The 16,398-nt window shown below is 67.4% G+C and carries 15 protein-coding genes; 6 read left to right on the forward strand and 9 right to left on the reverse strand.

All coding sequences use genetic code 11. The annotated features are described in order from the left end of the window. Window positions 1-17: 17 nt before the first annotated feature. The 3 genes from ACYU98_RS05300 to ACYU98_RS05310 all read right to left on the reverse strand — a co-directional run bounded on the left by ACYU98_RS05300 (window position 18) and on the right by ACYU98_RS05310 (window position 3,434). Entirely contained in the window at window positions 18-1,208 is a 1,191-nt protein-coding gene (locus ACYU98_RS05300; protein WP_460467148.1) for a S53 family peptidase, read from the reverse strand. 151 nt (window positions 1,209-1,359) lie between these two features. Next, the gene (locus tag ACYU98_RS05305; protein ID WP_460467149.1) at window positions 1,360-2,463 is read right to left on the reverse strand and encodes a DUF2332 domain-containing protein; all 1,104 of its coding nucleotides are present in this window, start codon (window positions 2,461-2,463) and stop codon (window positions 1,360-1,362) included. Beyond that, window positions 2,460-3,434, reverse strand: coding sequence for an NADPH:quinone oxidoreductase family protein (locus ACYU98_RS05310; protein WP_460467150.1), 975 nt, complete (start codon window positions 3,432-3,434; stop codon window positions 2,460-2,462). The genes ACYU98_RS05305 and ACYU98_RS05310 overlap by 4 nt, the downstream gene beginning before the upstream one ends. A gap of 66 nt (window positions 3,435-3,500) precedes the next feature. Between ACYU98_RS05310 and ACYU98_RS05315 the strand changes: the two genes are divergently transcribed. Next, on the forward strand, window positions 3,501-4,448 hold the full coding sequence (locus ACYU98_RS05315) for a helix-turn-helix transcriptional regulator (protein ID WP_460467151.1): 948 nt from the start codon (window positions 3,501-3,503) through the stop codon (window positions 4,446-4,448). A 64-nt stretch (window positions 4,449-4,512) separates the two neighbouring features. Here ACYU98_RS05315 and ACYU98_RS05320 read toward each other — a convergent pair whose 3' ends face one another. Both ACYU98_RS05320 and ACYU98_RS05325 read right to left on the reverse strand, forming a co-directional pair. Then, window positions 4,513-5,259 (reverse strand): CHAP domain-containing protein, encoded by a 747-nt coding sequence (locus tag ACYU98_RS05320; protein WP_460467152.1) that lies wholly within the window; start codon window positions 5,257-5,259, stop codon window positions 4,513-4,515. Between the two features lie 28 nt (window positions 5,260-5,287). Continuing rightward, window positions 5,288-6,109 carry a C40 family peptidase gene (locus tag ACYU98_RS05325; RefSeq protein ID WP_460467153.1) on the reverse strand — a complete coding sequence of 274 codons (822 nt, stop codon included), beginning with the start codon at window positions 6,107-6,109 and terminating at the stop codon, window positions 5,288-5,290. Window positions 6,110-6,277: 168 nt separating this feature from the next. Here ACYU98_RS05325 and ACYU98_RS05330 point away from each other — a divergent pair, with 168 nt between their 5' ends. The 4 genes from ACYU98_RS05330 to lysS all read left to right on the forward strand — a co-directional run bounded on the left by ACYU98_RS05330 (window position 6,278) and on the right by lysS (window position 10,735). Further along, the gene (locus tag ACYU98_RS05330; RefSeq protein ID WP_460467154.1) at window positions 6,278-7,306 is read left to right on the forward strand and encodes a hypothetical protein; all 1,029 of its coding nucleotides are present in this window, start codon (window positions 6,278-6,280) and stop codon (window positions 7,304-7,306) included. Window positions 7,307-7,375: 69 nt separating this feature from the next. Next, on the forward strand, window positions 7,376-8,680 hold the full coding sequence (locus tag ACYU98_RS05335; protein ID WP_460467155.1) for an adenylosuccinate synthase: 1,305 nt from the start codon (window positions 7,376-7,378) through the stop codon (window positions 8,678-8,680). After that, window positions 8,680-8,916, forward strand: a complete 237-nt coding sequence (locus ACYU98_RS05340) for a hypothetical protein (protein WP_460467156.1) — start codon at window positions 8,680-8,682, stop codon at window positions 8,914-8,916. Before ACYU98_RS05335 ends, ACYU98_RS05340 begins: the two co-directional genes overlap by 1 nt. Before the next feature lie 52 nt (window positions 8,917-8,968). Beyond that, window positions 8,969-10,735 (forward strand): lysine--tRNA ligase, encoded by a 1,767-nt coding sequence (lysS, locus tag ACYU98_RS05345; RefSeq protein WP_460467157.1) that lies wholly within the window; start codon window positions 8,969-8,971, stop codon window positions 10,733-10,735. Window positions 10,736-10,740: 5 nt separating this feature from the next. Here lysS and ACYU98_RS05350 read toward each other — a convergent pair whose 3' ends face one another. The 3 genes from ACYU98_RS05350 to ACYU98_RS05360 all read right to left on the reverse strand — a co-directional run bounded on the left by ACYU98_RS05350 (window position 10,741) and on the right by ACYU98_RS05360 (window position 14,496). Continuing rightward, on the reverse strand, window positions 10,741-11,094 hold the full coding sequence (locus ACYU98_RS05350) for a chorismate mutase (protein WP_460467158.1): 354 nt from the start codon (window positions 11,092-11,094) through the stop codon (window positions 10,741-10,743). Between the two features lie 59 nt (window positions 11,095-11,153). Further along, entirely contained in the window at window positions 11,154-13,391 is a 2,238-nt protein-coding gene (locus tag ACYU98_RS05355) for a HelD family protein (RefSeq protein ID WP_460467159.1), read from the reverse strand. Window positions 13,392-13,455: 64 nt separating this feature from the next. Next, entirely contained in the window at window positions 13,456-14,496 is a 1,041-nt protein-coding gene (locus ACYU98_RS05360) for a helix-turn-helix transcriptional regulator (protein WP_460467160.1), read from the reverse strand. A 279-nt stretch (window positions 14,497-14,775) separates the two neighbouring features. Here ACYU98_RS05360 and purD point away from each other — a divergent pair, with 279 nt between their 5' ends. Continuing rightward, on the forward strand, window positions 14,776-16,035 hold the full coding sequence (gene purD, locus ACYU98_RS05365) for a phosphoribosylamine--glycine ligase (RefSeq protein WP_460467161.1): 1,260 nt from the start codon (window positions 14,776-14,778) through the stop codon (window positions 16,033-16,035). A 109-nt stretch (window positions 16,036-16,144) separates the two neighbouring features. On the opposite strand, the gene ACYU98_RS05370 is transcribed toward purD, so the two are convergent. After that, window positions 16,145-16,342: a CsbD family protein gene (locus ACYU98_RS05370; RefSeq protein ID WP_460467162.1), complete on the reverse strand. Its 198-nt coding sequence runs from the start codon at window positions 16,340-16,342 to the stop codon at window positions 16,145-16,147. Between the last annotated feature and the right edge of the window lie 56 nt (window positions 16,343-16,398).

Raw genomic sequence — 16,398 nt, forward strand, 5'->3', positions numbered from 1 at the left:
TCTGGCGGAGCGGCGGGTCAGAACCCGGCGACGCCGTTCGGGGTGCCGAGGCCGGTCGGGCCGTCCCAGCCGGTCTTGCTCGAGCACCAGCTGGCGCAGGTGCCGTTGCTGCCCGAGGTGACGTCGAACAGGCTGCCCGCGCGGGCGTACGGCGTGGCGTTCGCGTAGCCGGCGGTGTTGCCGGACAGCGCGTAGACCGAAGCGACCAGCGGCGACGACAGGGAGGTGCCGCCGTACTGCGACCACGAGGAGCTCTTCGTGGTGGTCGGGGCGTAGACCGCGAGCCCGGTGTTCGGGTCGGCGACGGCCGAGACATCTGCCATCGCGCGACCGTTACAACCGGTGACCGACGAGCTCTGCCCGACCGGGGCCTGGTTGCTGGTCGAGCAGCCGGAGCCGGATCCGGACCAAGCCGCCTCGGTCCAGCCGCGGGCGTTGGCCGCGGTGTTCAGCGAGGTGCCGCCGACGGCCGTGACGTAGCCGGAGGAAGCCGGGTAGCTCGCGCCCTGATAGCCGTTGTCACCGGTCGAAGCGGTCACCGCGATTCCCGGGTGGTTGTAGTAGGAACCGTAGGTGGCGTCGGCCGAGTCCCCACCGCCGTAGCTGTTCGAGATCGCCACGACGCCGGCGTGCTTGGACGCCGTGTTCACCGCGGTGCCGAGGTCGGCCATGCTCGCCGAACTCGCCTGCACCAGCAGGATTTTGCAGTCCGGGCAAGCAGCGGAGACCGCGTCGAGGTCGAGCGCCTGCTCCTGGCTCCAGCCAACGTTGGCGCGGGGAGCAGTGGTGCCGCCGCTCTGGTTGAGGATGGTGAGGCAGCCGTTGGCCTTGGTGCAGGAGCTGAGGCCGAACTGGCTGCGGTAGACACCCAGGTCGCGTTCAGCGTTCGCGTAGCCGTAGGCATCCACGATCGCGACGGTGCGGCCGCCGGACGTCAGGCCGGCGAGCTTGTAGGCGCTCTGGATGTCGGTCGGGGTCTTGCCCGAGATCGCGGACGGCGTGATCGGCTTGCCGACCGGGGACACCGGTGCACCAGTGCTGCTGACGAGTTCGATCGCGTTACACGACGCCTTGCCCGCGGCTGGGGTGGCGCAGACGTGACGTTGATGAACCCCGTTGCCCGGGGTGGCGAAGGCACTGGTCGGGGCGGTCCCTACCAGGGCCGCCAGGGATGCGGCAGCGGTGGCGAGCAGGGAGATCTTGCGCATGGAGGTGCTCCTGTCTTCGGCGGAGGGGGTTCTCACCGAGGAGACCATCTCGGCACCGTCCGGGCCGTCGCGCCAGTAGATCGGGCAAAAGCTGACGCCTGCTTTACCGAACTCACAGGTTGCGCTCAGCTTCGGTGTGCGACAGCGAAATTCACTGCCACTGCAGCCACGCCCCGTGTGGGTGCACCCGACCGATCAGCTGCGCTTGCGCGGACTGCCCGCCGCGCCAGCGTTGCATGCCGACGTCGGTGCCGGTGAGGCGGTCGGGGACCTCCGTCGCGGGAGTTGGCAGGCCGGGAACGCATCCGGGCGGCTCGGCGGTGACCAGGCTGACCGGCCCGTCGGTGGCGGCAGCACTGAGGGCTCCCAACAGGGCTGGCCGGCGGTGTCGCGCGAGGTAGGTGATCGCCCAGGAGGAGTAGGCGACCAGGTGACTGTCGGCGGCGCGCACCTGGTCGATTGCTGCGGGCAACACCTCGACCATGTCGCCGCCGATCAGGACCGGCGGGTGGTCGCGCAGAACGCGGACGGCGGCGTCGAATCGGCCCAAGCGGTCGGGCATTTCCGGCCAGAGGCAGGCGCGCAACCAGCGCAGATCGTCGGTGTCGTCAGGGCCGATCGGGAACAGGTCGATCCCGGCGCGGGACGCGAGAGGTGGCAGGGCCAGCGAAGGTTGCGCCCCGCGTACGGCGGTGGTGGCGTGGACTGGCGAATCGGCGGGGCCGATCGTGTCTTTCCCGACGCTGACTCGGTAACGGTCCAGGTTGAGCAGCAGACCGGCCGAGGCGCCGAGTTCCAGCAGGGTTACAGGTGTATTGGGAAGGTCAGCACACGCCGCCGCCACCATGGCGATGACGTAACCGGCGCGGTTCACCTCGTTGGTCTGAGTTGCCCGGGTCGCGATCACCGATCGCAGCTCGTCGGCGTGAGACGAGAGGGTCAGCCGAACATCCGGCCATGGATCACCTTGCGGCACAACCTGTTCCGGACCATCGGGGAACCAGCGGGCGGCGGGTGTTTCGGGCCGTCGCATCACCAGATCGTGCAAGGCCGCCAGCAGCAGGACGGGGCGGGCCTGACCAGGGGCGGCGCAGCGCAACAGTTCGATGGCGTCGTCGTCGGCCGAGGCCGCGTCGGCGATTCGCGCGTACATCGGCACCTCGGGGTGGCTCACCGAGAAGTCCCGACACCGCTGTCGGACGACGTCGGCAGGGTCCGCGTCGTCGGGCACCGACCCGGCCGGCAGCCAGGTCATCCGCCGGCCACCTCCAGCAGCACCTTGCCCATCGCCTGGCGCTGCTCGATCGTCGTTAGCGCGTCGACGATGCCCTCCAGGCCGAAGCGCGCGCCGATCGGAGCGGACAAACCGTTCGGGAAGAGTTCGAGCAGCGAGTCCCACTGCTGGCGAACGACCTCGACCCGATCGGCCATCCAGAATGCACCCCAGCCGACCCCGCGGACATCAACGTTGTTGAGCAGCAGGCGATTCACCTTGACCTGCGGGATCGACCCCTCGGTGAATCCGATCACCAACAGCCGCCCGAGCGGCGCCAGGCCGCGCAGCGAGTCGGTGAACCGGTCGCCACCCACCGGGTCGACGACGACGTCGACGCCGCGACCGCCGGTCAGCTCCTTGACCGCATCCTTGAAACCATCGGCGAGCACGACATCGTCAGCGCCCGCAGCGCGCGCGACCTCGCCCTTCTCGGGCGTCGAGACGACCGCGATGGTGCGGGCACCGACTGCCCGAGCGATCTGGATTGCGGCGGTTCCGATGCCCCCGGCGGCGCCCTGGACCAGCACGCTTTCCCCGGCCTGAAGGCCGCCGCGCTCCAGCAGCGCAAAGACGGTGGTCAAGTAGTTCAACGGAACGGCCGCGCCCTGATCGAGCCCCACGCCATCGGGCAGCGGAAGCACCAGTGGGACGGGCACACTCACCTGTTCGGCAAATCCGCCGAAGCCCGGGAACGCCGAAACCCGTTGACCCACAGTGAGACCCGATCCCTCGGGTGCCTCGACCACGACTCCCGAGACCTCGGCACCGGGAATGTACGGTGTCGGCGGCTGGATCTGATACTCGCCCTTGCTCTGCAGAACGTCGGGGAAGGAAACCCCCGCGTAGGCCACGTCGATCAGCACTTCGTGCGGCTTGCGGACGGGGGCTGCGACGTCGGCGACGATCGCGTCGCTGGGGCCGTTCGTTGACCGGAACTGGACGGCGCGCATGGTGGCTCCTGGGGGCTGCGGGGTCGGGGCGCTCCATGTGTATCACCGGCCACTAGGTTGGCGCGGGTGGAGGGTCGACTGAGCGTGCTCGGCGTCGGCAGCGCGGGTGAGGCGCTGTATCGGCAGATTCTGCGCGCTCAAGGCCAGACCCTCGCGACGCACATCGGGGAGCTTGCTCTCGGCGACGACGAGGCGAGCGAGGCGCTCGCCCAACTGCGCACCCACCGGCTGGTGCGGGTCGCCGATGACGGTGGACTGACCGCCGACCACCCGCGCGCGTCACTCGAACGCGTGGTCAGCGCCGAAGAAGCGCGCCTGGCCACGCGGCGCCAGGACCTCGCGCGGCTGCGCGACGCCATCGACCAGTTCGTCACCGATCACCGTGTCGGCCAGGAGTTGTCGGCGCAAACACCGCCGCTGCGCGAACGGGTCGACCTGGCGGTGTTGGCCTCGGTCCACGAGCAACTCGCGGCCGCGAGCGTCGGTCCGATTCGGCGTACGCGGGCAGTCTCAGCGGCGGCCGATCCGCGTGACCATGCCACGACCGTCTCCCAGGTGGAGGCCGGCCGATCACTGCGCGGGCTCTACCTTGCCTCGGTTTACGATGCAGGCGGAGATTGGATGCGTGAGTGGGCGGCCCTCGGCGAGGAGCAGCGGATCGTGTCGCATGTCCCGTCGGAGTTCGTCTGCTTCGGAGACGATGCCGCCCTCGCGACAACCCGGTGGGGCCGGTTCGAGGGCGACTGGGTGGTGCTGCGCGACCCGATGGTGGTCGCCGCGTTCGTCGAACTGTTCGACCGGATGTGGGAGAGTGCGGCCGCCGCGCCAGCGGGGCTGGACCAAGGGCGCGACCTCCTGTCCCTGATGCAACAGGGCCTCAAAGACGAGGCGATCGCGCGGGCGCTCGGCGTCTCACTGCGTACGGTCCGGCGCCGGGTCGCGGAGTTGATGACGGCGTACGGCGTCGAGACTCGTTTCCAGTTGGCCCTCAAGATCGGCGATCAACTTCCGTGAACGCCGCGCGACCCCGCACCAACTGGTCCGGGGTCGCACGACGGTTCACACAAGAGGGCGCGGCTTACCGCTTCTTCGGGGCCAGGATGTATTGCATTCCGGAGACGTCGGTGACGGTGCGCGTGGTGTAGGTCCACTTGTTCGGCCAGTTCATCTCGACGATGTCGATCGTGTTGCCGTGGACCGCTTTGACCCAGGCGACGTGGCCGTACGTGCGGTTGGCGCCGTGGACACCGGGCTGGAAGACGACCATCGAGTTGGCCTGCGGGGCGTATGTCACCGTCCAGTGGTGGGCCCGGGCGTTGGCCGCCATGTCCTTGGCGTTGCCCCCGATCAGCGGGTAGACCCCGGAGTAGGCCTTGAACTTCGCGTAGGCGCCGTAGGTGCACTGGCCGGCGGCACCTGTGTTGTGGTCGGTGACATCGCCCCACGCGCGGTTACCCTGAGCTGGTGCCGGCGGGGTCTTGGTCCCACACAACGGAGCGACGCGGTTGTCGGAGCCGGTGTAGACGTAGGCATCCGAGACGTAGCGGCCGGCGCCGATCTTGTCCCACCAGACCGACGAGCCGTAGGTCCCGTTGACTCGGGAGCCCTTGGTCTGGCAGGTGATGTTGACCTTCGCGCCCTTGCGCAGGGTGCCGACCTTGGCCGATCCGGTCGAGGGTCCGGACCGAACGGTGAGCGAGCTGCTGGCGGTGTGGACGGTGCCGGGTGCGGCGTTCGACTGGCTCGCGCCGACGGCGACGCCGGTGCCGGCGAGGACCGAAACGGTGAGCGCGGCGAGACCGATGTTGCGGGACTTCGTGTTCATGACGGTGTCTCCTACAGGTGGGATGCCGTTAGGCGGTCGGGCGGACGACGGTCTGCAGCGGGCTGCCGGGCGAGTAGACCGACGTGATCCGGATGCTGTTCTTGTCGCGCGGCGGAGCGGCCTCGATGATCTTGTTGTTGCCGAGGTAGATCGCGACGTGGGTGGTCGAGCCGAGACCGCCACCCCAGAAGACAAGGTCGCCGGCCTTGCGCTGGCTGAACGGGTAGTGCTTGCCCGACCCGACCTGAGCGCCGCTGTAACCACCGATGCTCTTGTGGGCGCCCTGCCAGAACGCAAATTCGGTCAGCCCGGAGCAGTCGTAGCCGTAGCGCTTGGCATCGTTGTAGCCCGAGGGCGAGGTGGACCCGTAAGACGGGCCCGACTTTCCGCCGCCGCCCCAGGAGTAGAGGTAGCCCTTGCCCATCTGCGACTTCGCCGCGGCAATAACGGCCTTCGCCGAGCCGGAGGTCTGGGTTCCTCCGCCACCGCCCGGGCTCTTGCAGAGCGGGGCGACCCGGCCGTCGGAGCCGGTGAGGACGTAGGCGTCGCTCACGTAACGGCCGGTGCCGATCTTGTCCCACCAGGTCGAGGAACCGTAGGTCCCGTTGACCCGGGTCCCCTGGATCTGGCAGCTGATCGCGACCTTGCTGCCCTTTCGCAACGAGCCGACCGCAGCGGCCGACGAGGAGGGACCGGAGCGGACGGTGAGGTTGGCGGACTTCGTGTGAACGGTGCCCGGGTGGGTGGTTGCGGCCTGGCTCATTGCCGCGTGTCCACCGAAGGCGGCGACGCCGGCGATCGTGGCGCCGATGGCGGTGTAAGCGACGCTTTTGCGCTGGATGGTGCTCATTGGGTCCTCCTGGCGAGTGGTGTGGCGCCCCGGTCGGCCGGAACGATCGAACGGTGCTCCGAGGCGCTCAACCCGCTGTCAGACCCGTGTCAGGGGGAGCGGAAGACGGGTTTCTGACGTCAGAACGCCCGTTGACATACCCCGATGGCACGAGAGTGAGTCCCCCAGATGCCTCCCACAGCCCTGGATCGACAGGTCCACGTCGAACAGTTCGCGCGCACGCTGTCAGACCTGCGTCAGGCAGCGGGGTGTCCGAGTTTTCGTCAGATGGCCGCGACGTCGGGCTGCATCTCCCATGCGACGCTGCACGAAGCCACTCGCGGCAAGCGGTTGCCCACGTGGGAAACCACCGAACAGTTCCTGCTCGCCTGCTCCACGGACCCGCGGCAATGGCGGCAGGAGTGGTTGCGCGCGGACCGGCTGGTGAACCGTACGGTGGCCGAGTCGGCGTTCGCACCGGTCGCCGAGCCCGCCCCCGAGCCCACCCCAGTTCCCGCGCTCGCGCGAGAACTGGGGCCCGCGGAGCCCCACAACACACTCCTCGAACCTTTGCCGTCCGAGAGGAAACGTGATGGCGCCCTCAACATCGCCCGTGGGCGCGGTCTCTGGTGGATGGCGGCGCCACTGGCCGTGGTTCTAGTGCTCGGCGCAGTCTTCGTGGTCGCGCGCTGGGGCGCAGACGCGGCGCGGCGTACGGCGGTGATGCCCGGAGCAGCGCCGTCGACTGCCGCAGCAACGGCCGTTCCGTCGGCAGCCACCGCTCCGTCCAAGGCAGTGAATGTGAATGACGCGATCTCGTGCCCCGGACCGGGGGAGCGGATCGAGCACCAGTGGACCTCTAGCGTCATACGCAGGGGTGGGATGACTTTTCGCGACGGACGGCTCGGCGAGTGTTCGATCGTGCGCCCTGACTCCGCTGTTCAGAAGGGCTTCTCGCTCGAGAACTCTGGAACTGTCGCGTGGGCCGGTTGGCGGATGCACAGGGTCAGCGCCAGCGGCCCCTGCACCATCGATGCCGCCGACTTCGCTCTGCCGTCGATCGCGCCCGGCCACACGTTCATGATGAGCGTTCAATTCCACACGGCAGTGGGCACCGGAATCTGCAGGGCGGAGTGGGAGATTCGCGACTCGGCTGGCCGCGAGGTCTTTCCCGGGGCGTCCCGGATCCCACTGACAGTGATGGTCGCCACAGGCTGACGGTGGCTGCCGGTATCGTGAGCGCGTCGACCGATCGGTCGGCTTCCGCGAACTGAGGATCCATCAGCCATGCCAGCAATCGTGCTTATCGGTGCCCAGTGGGGCGACGAGGGCAAGGGCAAAGCGACCGACCTTTTGGGCAGTCGCATCGACTACGTCGTGAAGTTCAACGGTGGCAACAACGCCGGCCACACCGTGGTCATTGAGCAGCCCGACGGCAGCCGCGAGAAATACGCGCTGCACCTGCTGCCGAGCGGCATCCTGACCGAAGGTGTCACCCCTGTCATCGCCAACGGCGTGGTGATCGACCTCGGCGTGCTCTTCCAAGAGCTCGAGGGTCTGACCGCGCGCGGCATCGACTGCAGCCGGCTGCAGATCAGCGGCAACGCCCACGTCATCGCGTCCTACAACAAGGTCCTCGACAAGGTCACCGAACGATTCCTGGGCGACCGACGGATCGGCACCACCGGCCGCGGCATCGGCCCGACCTACGCCGACAAGATGAACCGCATCGGCATTCGGGTGCAAGACCTGTTCGACCCCTCGATTCTGCGCCAGAAGGTCACCGCCGCGCTCGACGTCAAGAACGAGCTGCTGGTCAAGAAATACAACCGCCGCGCGGTCGAGGTCGAGGAGGTTCTGGCTGACCTGCTGCAATACGTCGAGCGGTTGCGCCCGATGGTCGTCGACTCCTCGCTGGAGCTGAGCAAGGCACTCGACCGAGGCGACGTGGTGCTCTGTGAAGCCGGGCAGGCCACGCTGCTCGACGTCGACCATGGCACCTACCCCTATGTCACGTCCTCGAACGCGATTTCCGCCGGAGCCTGCACCGGCGCGGGTATCCCGCCCACCCGAGTAGACCGGGTCATCGCTGTCTTCAAGGCCTACACGACCCGTGTCGGTGAGGGCCCGTTCCCGACGGAACTGCTCGACGACAAGGGCGAGTTCCTCCGCAAACAGGGCGCTGAGTTCGGCACCACCACCGGCCGACCGCGCCGTTGTGGCTGGGTCGACACGGTGATCGGTCGCTATGCGACCCGGGTCAACGGGGTCACCGACTTCGTGCTCACCAAACTCGACGTCTTGACCGGCCTGGAGACCGTCCCGGTCTGTGTCGCGTATGACGTCGACGGCACCCGCTTTGACGAGATGCCGATGAGTCAGAGCGACTTCCACCACGCCCAACCGGTCTACGAAAACTTGCCCGGTTGGTTCGAGGACATCTCCCACTGCCGCAGTTGGGAAGAGCTTCCGCAGAACTGCCGCGACTACGTCGAGTTCGTCGAGACCCGCATCGGCGCCCGCATCTCGGTCATCGGAGTGGGTCCGGGGCGCGATGAGGTCATCGTGCGCCACGACCTGCTCGCCGACTGATGCTGGCCCGCGCGGCATCCGGCAACGCGGCGCCCACCTGGTTCGTGATCACCCTCTGGGTGATCACGGTCCTGCTGATCGCGGGCTCGCTCACCGCGTTCTACGGCGCATGGTCCCGGCGCGGCGAATCGCCCACCGAAGGGCGGCGCGCGCAGGCCAGTTGCCTGGCCGTCTTCGCAGTGCCGACCCTGCTGGTCGGGTTGTTCTTCTTGAGCTGGGCTGTCGGGATCAGCTGACAGTCAGAAGGCCGACGAGCGGAGCCCCGCGCTGCCCGTAAACTGTGCTCCCGTGACTGAGCAGCAGCTTGACGACTGGGTGTCCCGACTGGCCGACGACGTGATTGCCGACGCGAAGAGCCGCGGCATCGCGGTGATTTGCGCCTCGGGTATCTCGCCGTCCGGGCCGATCCACCTGGGCAACCTGCGTGAGGTCATGACGCCCCATTTGGTTGCCGACGAGGTGCGTCGCCGCGGCATCGATGCCGAACACATCATCAGCTGGGACGACTTCGACCGCTTCCGCAAGGTGCCGAACGGCATCGAGGGCGTTGATGAGTCATGGGCCGAACACATTGGCAAGCCGCTGACCGCGGTGCCTGCGCCAGCGGGTTCGCCCCATGCGAACTGGGCCGAACACTTCCGCAGCCAACTCGAGAACGCGCTGACCGAGCTCGGCGTCGACTATCGCGGGATCAGCCAGACCGCGAAATACACCGCCGGCGACTACGTCGAACGGGTTCTGTTCGCGATGTCGCAGCGCACCGAGATCGACAAGGTGCTCGACCAATACCGCACTCTTGAACGCGCCGCGCAGCAGCCCAAGGGCCAACAGAAGCTGGACGAGCAGGAGCAGGCCGCCGCCGCTGAGGCGCAGGAGGGTTCCGGCGCGGCCGACGAAGACGACGGTTCGTCGGCGGGCGGCTACTACCCGTACAAGCCCTATTGCACCTCGTGCAACACCGACTTCACCACGGTGACGGCCTACGACGACGCGACCCACGAGCTGACTTACCTCTGCGGTCACTGCGGTCACCAGGAAACCGTCGACCTGGCCACCTTCCACCACGGCAAGTTGGTGTGGAAGGTCGACTGGCCGATGCGGTGGGGCTACGAACACGTCGTCTTCGAGCCGTCCGGGGTCGATCACCAGTCACCCGGTTCGTCCTATGCCGTCGGCAAGGAGCTCGCCCCGATCTTCGGGTGGGAGCGCCCGATCGGTCCGATGTATGCCTTCGTCGGCATCAAGGGCATGGCGAAGATGAGCTCGTCGAAGGGTGGGGTTCCGGTTCCGGCCGACGCGCTGAAGATCATGGAGCCCGCCTTGCTGCGTTGGCTCTACGCGCGTCGCAAGCCGAACCAGGCCTTCAACGTTGCCTTCGACTCCGAGATCCAGCGGATGTACGACGAATGGGATTCGTTGTCCCGCAAGGTTGCTGATGGAAAGGGACAGGCCGGAGACATGGCCGCCCACACCCGGGCATCGTCGGTTGCGGGTCATGAACTGCCCACGACGCCGCGCCCGGTGGCCTACCGCACCCTCGCCTCGATCGTCGACATCACGGCCGGCGACCAGGAGCAGCTGCTGCGGATTGTCGGCGGTCTGGAGACCGATCCGATCACTTCCACCGAGCAGCTGCGGCCGCGGCTGGACTGTGTCGAGCACTGGGTGGCCACCCAGATGCCGGAGCAGGAGAAGACGGTCGTACGCGACGCGCCGGCCGCTGACCGGCTCGCGTCGCTGTCGGACCAGGAACGCTCCTCGATTGCCACCTTGCTCGACGGCAAGGGCGAGCTGGGCGCGATCGAAGCGAACTGGACGCTGGAGGGGCTGACCCACCAGGTCTATGCGGTGCCGAAGGTCGAGCAGGGCAAGAGCCCTGACTACCGACCCGATCGCAAGGCCGAACCGGAGGTCGCCGCGGCGCTGGGTGGGGCGCAGCGCGAGTTCTTCACGCTGCTCTACAACCTGTTGGTCGACAAAGACACCGGCCCGCGGCTGCCTACCTTGTTGCTGGCGATTGGTGCCGAGCGGGTGCGCGCGCTGCTGGGCAGCTGAGTCAGCTAGTCGCCGGCGACGTCGTCTCGGATCCGCTCGTGGTGGTGGATCACCTCGTCGATCACGAACCGCAAGAACTTCTCGCTGAACTCGGGGTCAAGTTGTGAGGCCGTCGCTAACGCCCGCAGCCGGCTGATCTGGCGTTCCTCGCGGGAGGGGTCGGCCGGCGGAAGGTCATGCTCCGCCTTGTAACGACCGACCGCCTGGGTGATCTTGAATCGCTCGGCGAGCAGGTGGATCAGCGCCGCATCGATGTTGTCGATCGACTGGCGAAAGGCAACCAGATGAGGGTCGCCGGTCGTGGCGTTCTCGGTCGACCCGGCCAGATCGACGGCTGCGTCCTGCGGCTGTTCGCTCATGCATCCATTGTGTTCACAGCTGTCCGCCTGACGGAATGGGTGTCTGGACTGCGGACGGTTCAGGCGGTGGGTTCGACGACGCTCATGCGATGGGCTGCTCGAGTTAGCGCCACGTAGAGCACCCGCGCCCCACCCGGGGACTCGGCGGTGATCTCGTCGGGGTCAACGACCACCGTCGCGTCGTATTCGAGGCCCTTGGTCGACATCGGGTCGATGACCAAGATGCGCTTTGACGCACCCTCGAGAGCCGCCGTGAGGGCGTCGAACCAGCGCGCGGGCGTGATGACGGCGACCAGGCCGTCAACCTCAGTGGTCAACGAATCTGCCTGGCGGAGAACGGATTCCACCATGTCGGTGGGTGCGACGGACAGCTCCGTCGGGAAGATCCCGGTCTCACGCACGGCCTGCGGGATGTCTGCGTCGGGAACGTAGCGGCGTACGACCTTCTCGGCGTAGTCGAAGATCTCGCGAGCGTTGCGGTAGTTCGTCGTCATGTGGAAGGTGCGGCGTTCCTTGGACCCGAACGCTTCCTCGCGCGCCTCCGCAGACTCTGCGAGGTCGGGCCACGAGGCCTGCGCGGCGTCGCCGACCACGGTCCACGAGGCATAGCGCCCACGTCGACCGACCATCCGCCACTGCATGGGGGAGAGGTCTTGAGCCTCGTCAACCAAGACGTGGGCGTATTCGGCCCACCGGCCGATGCGGCCGAGCAACAACCGCTCGCGCGCGTCGGTCGGATTGCGGCGGTAGGACACCTGATCGGCGCCCAGCGGGGTTCCGGCGGTGCGCACTTCCTGAACGCCGAAGTCGGCTGTGTCGTCCATCAGCTCGATCTCGTAGAAACCGCGCTCTTCCTTCGGCTTCTCCGCGATGAGACCGAGACGAGCTGAAAGATCATCGACCAGGGCGGCGTCCGCGACGCTCCAGGTTCCGGTGGCCAGCGCGGTCGAGAAGGACTCGCCGAACGCTCGCGCATCCTCGGGCGACAACAGCCCGTCGGTGTAGCGACGGAGCCTGTTGGCGTCGGTGAACCAGAGCAAGACCTCGCGCGGGTCGATCGGTGCCCACCAGCTGTTCAGGAACGCCTCGACCTCGAGGTGATCGGCGAACTGATCGACAAACTCCGACTTCTCCAGGTTCTTCACCTGCGAGCGGACCTGCGACCAAGATGCCTCGGCCAGAGCCAGCCGGGCAGCGTCATAGCCGGTGTTGTGTTGGGTGCGACCCAACACCTGTCGGCGGATCGAGCGCAGCTGATGGGCGTCGATGTTCACCGGGTTGCCGGCCACCATCGCGCGGAACCGGTCAGGAGCCTCCGGCGAGACGTCGCCCGCGGCGCGGGCCAGCACCCGGCGGATGCCGAGCGAACCCTTCACCGCAGCGGCGGCCGGTGGGTCGAGTCGAGTGGCCGTCATGCCCTCGATCACGTCGCCGAGCGAGCGCAACGTCACGGTGTCTTCGCCAAGAGAGGGCAGAACCCGCTCGATGTATGCGGTGTACGCGGCCGAAGGGCCGACCACCAAGATGCCGCCAGCTTCGTATTTGCGACGCTGCGAGTAGAGCAGGTAGGCGGCGCGGTGCAGCGCGACGACGGTCTTGCCGGTTCCGGGGCCGCCGGTGATCTCGGTGACTCCGCGGGCCTCGGCGCGGATCGCCTGGTCTTGGTGTTGCTGGATGGTGGCGACGATGTCGCGCATCTGGCCACCACGGCTGCGGGTGAGTGCGGCCATGAGTGCGCCGTCGCCAACCACCACTAGGTCGTCCGGCGCCTCCGGCACCATCAGGTCGTCCTCGACACCGATCACCTGCACGTCGCGGCAGCGCAGCACCCGCCGCCGGATCACGTTCTTCGGGTCGGACGGCGTGGCTTGGTAGAACGGCGCGGCGGCCGGAGCGCGCCAGTCGATGACCAGCGGGTCGTAGTTGTCGTCGCGCACCCCGAGGCGGCCGACATAGCGCACCTCACGGGTTTCGCCGTTCGGGTCGGGCCGCGGGTGGTCGAGGTCGAGTCGACCGAAGACGAGTCCTTCGTATTGCGTCTCGAGCGAGCGGCGGCGTCGACCAGCGTTGAATACCAACGCATCTCGCTCGAACAGGCCGGTGATCTCTTCCTCGCGGACTTCGCCCGTACGAGATGAGCGACCCCGCGCGAGACCTTCGGCCTCGACCAAGGCGGCGCGGTCACCTGCCTTGTGCAGTTCGCGGTAAACACGATCGACGTGAGCCTGCTCGTGGGCGATCTCCTGCTCCACCGTCGCTGACGTGACGTCAGCCGCAGACGACTCGGTCGCACTCATTGAACCCCCAGCAGTCGCGAGAACCCGAACAAGCGCAAGAGTCTACGCGGATCCGGATGGTGGTTCAGATCAGCCCACGCTTCGCCGCCACGACGCCGGCCTGGAAGCGGGTGCTGCTGCCGAGGGTCTCCATCAGGTTCCGCACCCGGCGCTCGATGGTGCGTTGCGAGACGTTCATGCTGCGGGCGATCGTCGAGTCGGTGGCGCCCCCGGCCAGCATCTGCAAGATCTGTCGATCGCGGTCGTCGCGGTTGTGGGCGCCGGGCACCCGTTCCCAGGAATTCCCCGAGCGCCAGACCGTCTCGATCAGCGTCATCGTGGCGCGAGCGACATGGGGCTCGGTGACCGAAAGGCCGACGATCTCGTCGGCGTCCGGACTTTCGGAGAAGTCGAGCACCGCATGGCCGCGGTCGTTGGCGAACGCGGTGAACGGCAGGCCCGAACTGATGCGGTGGCCCTCGCCGGCCTGTGAGCGAGCATCCAGCACCTCGGTCAGCCCCGGGATGGTGAGCAGTTCGACGTCGAGCGTGGCGCGGGCATCCATCTGATCGCCGGCGTAGTTGCGCATTTCCAGGTGGTGATACGGGTCGGGCAGGCCCACCAGCCAACGGGTGTACGGGGTGTCGGCGCAGAACGCAACAACCTTCGCTCCCGCGCTGCCGATCAGTTCGCGGGTCGCGTAGGCGATGGCGTCGACACTGGTCAGGCGTTGGAAGTCGTTGGTCTCACCAGGCGCACCGACCGAATTGCTGGCGTAGACCCGCGAGAGCGCCGGCGCCGAGCGCCGAATCGTCCGCGCGTATTCCTCCAGCCGGGTGGCGAAAGCGGGCAACGCCAAGTCCGGAGGCTGGGCTTGCCAGGTGCTGTGGCCGATTCGTCGGGCGATGCCCCGCTCCAACATCAGGTCCATCGCGCGCTCGATGAAGTCCTTGGAGAACCCGTGGTGCAGAAGTTCTTTGGTGGTGACAGTCGGCGACTCAAGCAGCGCGAGGTAGATCGCCGTGTTGTTGTCGTTGACCTCGAGATCGTGAATGTTCAGCGACTCGGGGTCGACGGAGTCCGTATGGGCCGGTGATTCGCTGGCGGACGAGCTCTTTTTTGGCATCGGTGGCGCCTCCCTGATCGGCCGGTGGGGACCAGTATTGCCGAAAATGGCGGATGTCCGTCATTGGCAAGAACCCGTCGTGGCTGAGTTGGACACTGCGGACTCGGGTGGGTAATAGTTGAGCCAACAACCTTCGGGTTGTTCGAGCTGCCTGGAGCGTCGCTGGATCCCCCATCCGGTCGACCCCGGTGCTCGAAGCGGGTTCTCCCGAGAGACCTCCCCCCTGACTTTCGGGAGAGCCCGCTGCCTTCAACTCCTCCCCACCCCTAGGCTCGCACCGTGAAGATTCTGGTGATCGGTTCCGGCGGTCGGGAACATGCCCTCGTACGCTCGCTTGCTGCGGATCCCGACGTGGAAGCGCTGATCGCGGCTCCAGGGAACCCCGGTATGAAGACTCAGGCCCGCTGTGTGCCGGTCGACGCGACCTCTGGGTCGGCGGTGGTTGCTCTTGCCCGCGCGGAGAACGTCGATCTGGTGGTGATCGGCCCCGAAGCTCCACTCGTGGCGGGAGTGGCAGATGCCCTGCGGGACAACGGATTCGATACCTTCGGCCCCTCCGCCGAGGCCGCCCGACTAGAGGGCAGCAAAGCGTTCGCCAAGCAGGTGATGGCCGCGGCTGGGGTTCCCACCGCGATGAGTTGGGTCTGCACGAACGAGGACGAAACCCGAGACGCGCTCGATGCGAGTGGCGCTCCGTACGTCGTCAAAGACGACGGTCTCGCAGCCGGCAAGGGCGTCGTGGTCACCGACGATCTCGAGGAAGCGGTCGCTCACGCACTGGCCTGTTTCGCCGCCGGCGGATCGGTCGTGATCGAGGAGTTCCTCGACGGGCCCGAGGTCTCCCTCTTCTGCCTGACCGACGGACAGTCGGTGGTCCCACTGTCGCCGGCGCAGGACTTCAAGCGCGTGGGTGATGACGATGCCGGCCCGAACACGGGTGGGATGGGCGCCTACTCACCGCTGGACTGGGCGCCGGACGGCCTGGTCGACGACGTCGTACGAACCGTCGCGCAGCCAACGATCGAGGAGATGGCTCGCCGCGGCACCCCGTTCGCTGGCGTCCTCTACGTCGGACTCGCGCTCACCTCGCGTGGCCTGCGGGTGATTGAATTCAACGCCCGCTTCGGCGACCCGGAGACCCAGGTCGTGTTGGCCCGATTGGCAACGCCGCTGGCCGGGGTTCTGCGCTCAGCCGCGCGCGGTGAACTCGACCGACTCGAACCGTTGCGCTGGCGCTCGCAGAGCGCGGTCACCGTGGTGCTGGCCAGCGAGGGCTACCCCGCCGCGCCCACCACCGGTGATCCGATCACCGGCCTGCCGACCGACGGCGGCGCGTTCGTTCTCCAGGCGGGAACCGCCGAGGTTGATGGCCAGTTGGTCTCGTCCGGTGGGCGCGTCCTGGCCGTGACAGCCCTCGGCGAAGACCTTGCTGGGGCCAGAGCAACGGCGTACGACGCGATCGAGCGGATCTCCCTGCGCGGCAGCCACTTCCGCAGCGACATCGCCCTGAAAGCCGAACGCGGCCAACTTCACCCGTAGTAAGGGATTTTGGTCGCTATAGCGACCATTTTCACCGATGGCGAAGACCGCAGGACAGCGACGAGGGTCGCCACCGGCGTCGGTGACGACCCTCGCTGTAGTTGGCCGGTCAGTTGCCGGTCAAGCCGTCTTTGAGGTCGCTCGCAGCGTCCTTGACGTGTTCGCCGGCCTGCTTGCCCTTGGCCTCAGCCTGGTTGGCCTCGCCCTCGGCCTGCTGGCTCTGGTCGCCACGGGCGTCGCCGAGCGACTCCTGGGCCTTGCCCTTCAACTCTTCGGCCTTGTTGCTGATCTTGTCGCCGATTCCCATGGGGTTCTCCTTCGTTTTGCGAACGTTGGTCCTTCGATACTGCCTCGGCCGGCGCT

Source organism: Calidifontibacter terrae (assembly GCF_054778835.1).

Excerpts from the sequence above, each read along its gene's own strand:
- ACYU98_RS05370 (WP_460467162.1), bottom strand. The coding sequence starts at position 16,342 with ATGGGAATCGGCGACAAGATCAGCAACAAGGCCGAAGAGTTGAAGGGC.
- ACYU98_RS05350 (WP_460467158.1), bottom strand. The coding sequence starts at position 11,094 with ATGAGCGAACAGCCGCAGGACGCAGCCGTCGATCTGGCCGGGTCGACC.
- ACYU98_RS05355 (WP_460467159.1), bottom strand. The coding sequence starts at position 13,391 with ATGAGTGCGACCGAGTCGTCTGCGGCTGACGTCACGTCAGCGACGGTG.
- ACYU98_RS05330 (WP_460467154.1), top strand. The coding sequence starts at position 6,278 with ATGCCTCCCACAGCCCTGGATCGACAGGTCCACGTCGAACAGTTCGCG.
- ACYU98_RS05310 (WP_460467150.1), bottom strand. The coding sequence starts at position 3,434 with ATGCGCGCCGTCCAGTTCCGGTCAACGAACGGCCCCAGCGACGCGATC.
- ACYU98_RS05340 (WP_460467156.1), top strand. The coding sequence starts at position 8,680 with ATGCTGGCCCGCGCGGCATCCGGCAACGCGGCGCCCACCTGGTTCGTG.
- ACYU98_RS05360 (WP_460467160.1), bottom strand. The coding sequence starts at position 14,496 with ATGCCAAAAAAGAGCTCGTCCGCCAGCGAATCACCGGCCCATACGGAC.
- ACYU98_RS05320 (WP_460467152.1), bottom strand. The coding sequence starts at position 5,259 with ATGAACACGAAGTCCCGCAACATCGGTCTCGCCGCGCTCACCGTTTCG.
- ACYU98_RS05325 (WP_460467153.1), bottom strand. The coding sequence starts at position 6,109 with ATGAGCACCATCCAGCGCAAAAGCGTCGCTTACACCGCCATCGGCGCC.
- ACYU98_RS05305 (WP_460467149.1), bottom strand. The coding sequence starts at position 2,463 with ATGACCTGGCTGCCGGCCGGGTCGGTGCCCGACGACGCGGACCCTGCC.
- ACYU98_RS05335 (WP_460467155.1), top strand. The coding sequence starts at position 7,376 with ATGCCAGCAATCGTGCTTATCGGTGCCCAGTGGGGCGACGAGGGCAAG.
- ACYU98_RS05300 (WP_460467148.1), bottom strand. The coding sequence starts at position 1,208 with ATGCGCAAGATCTCCCTGCTCGCCACCGCTGCCGCATCCCTGGCGGCC.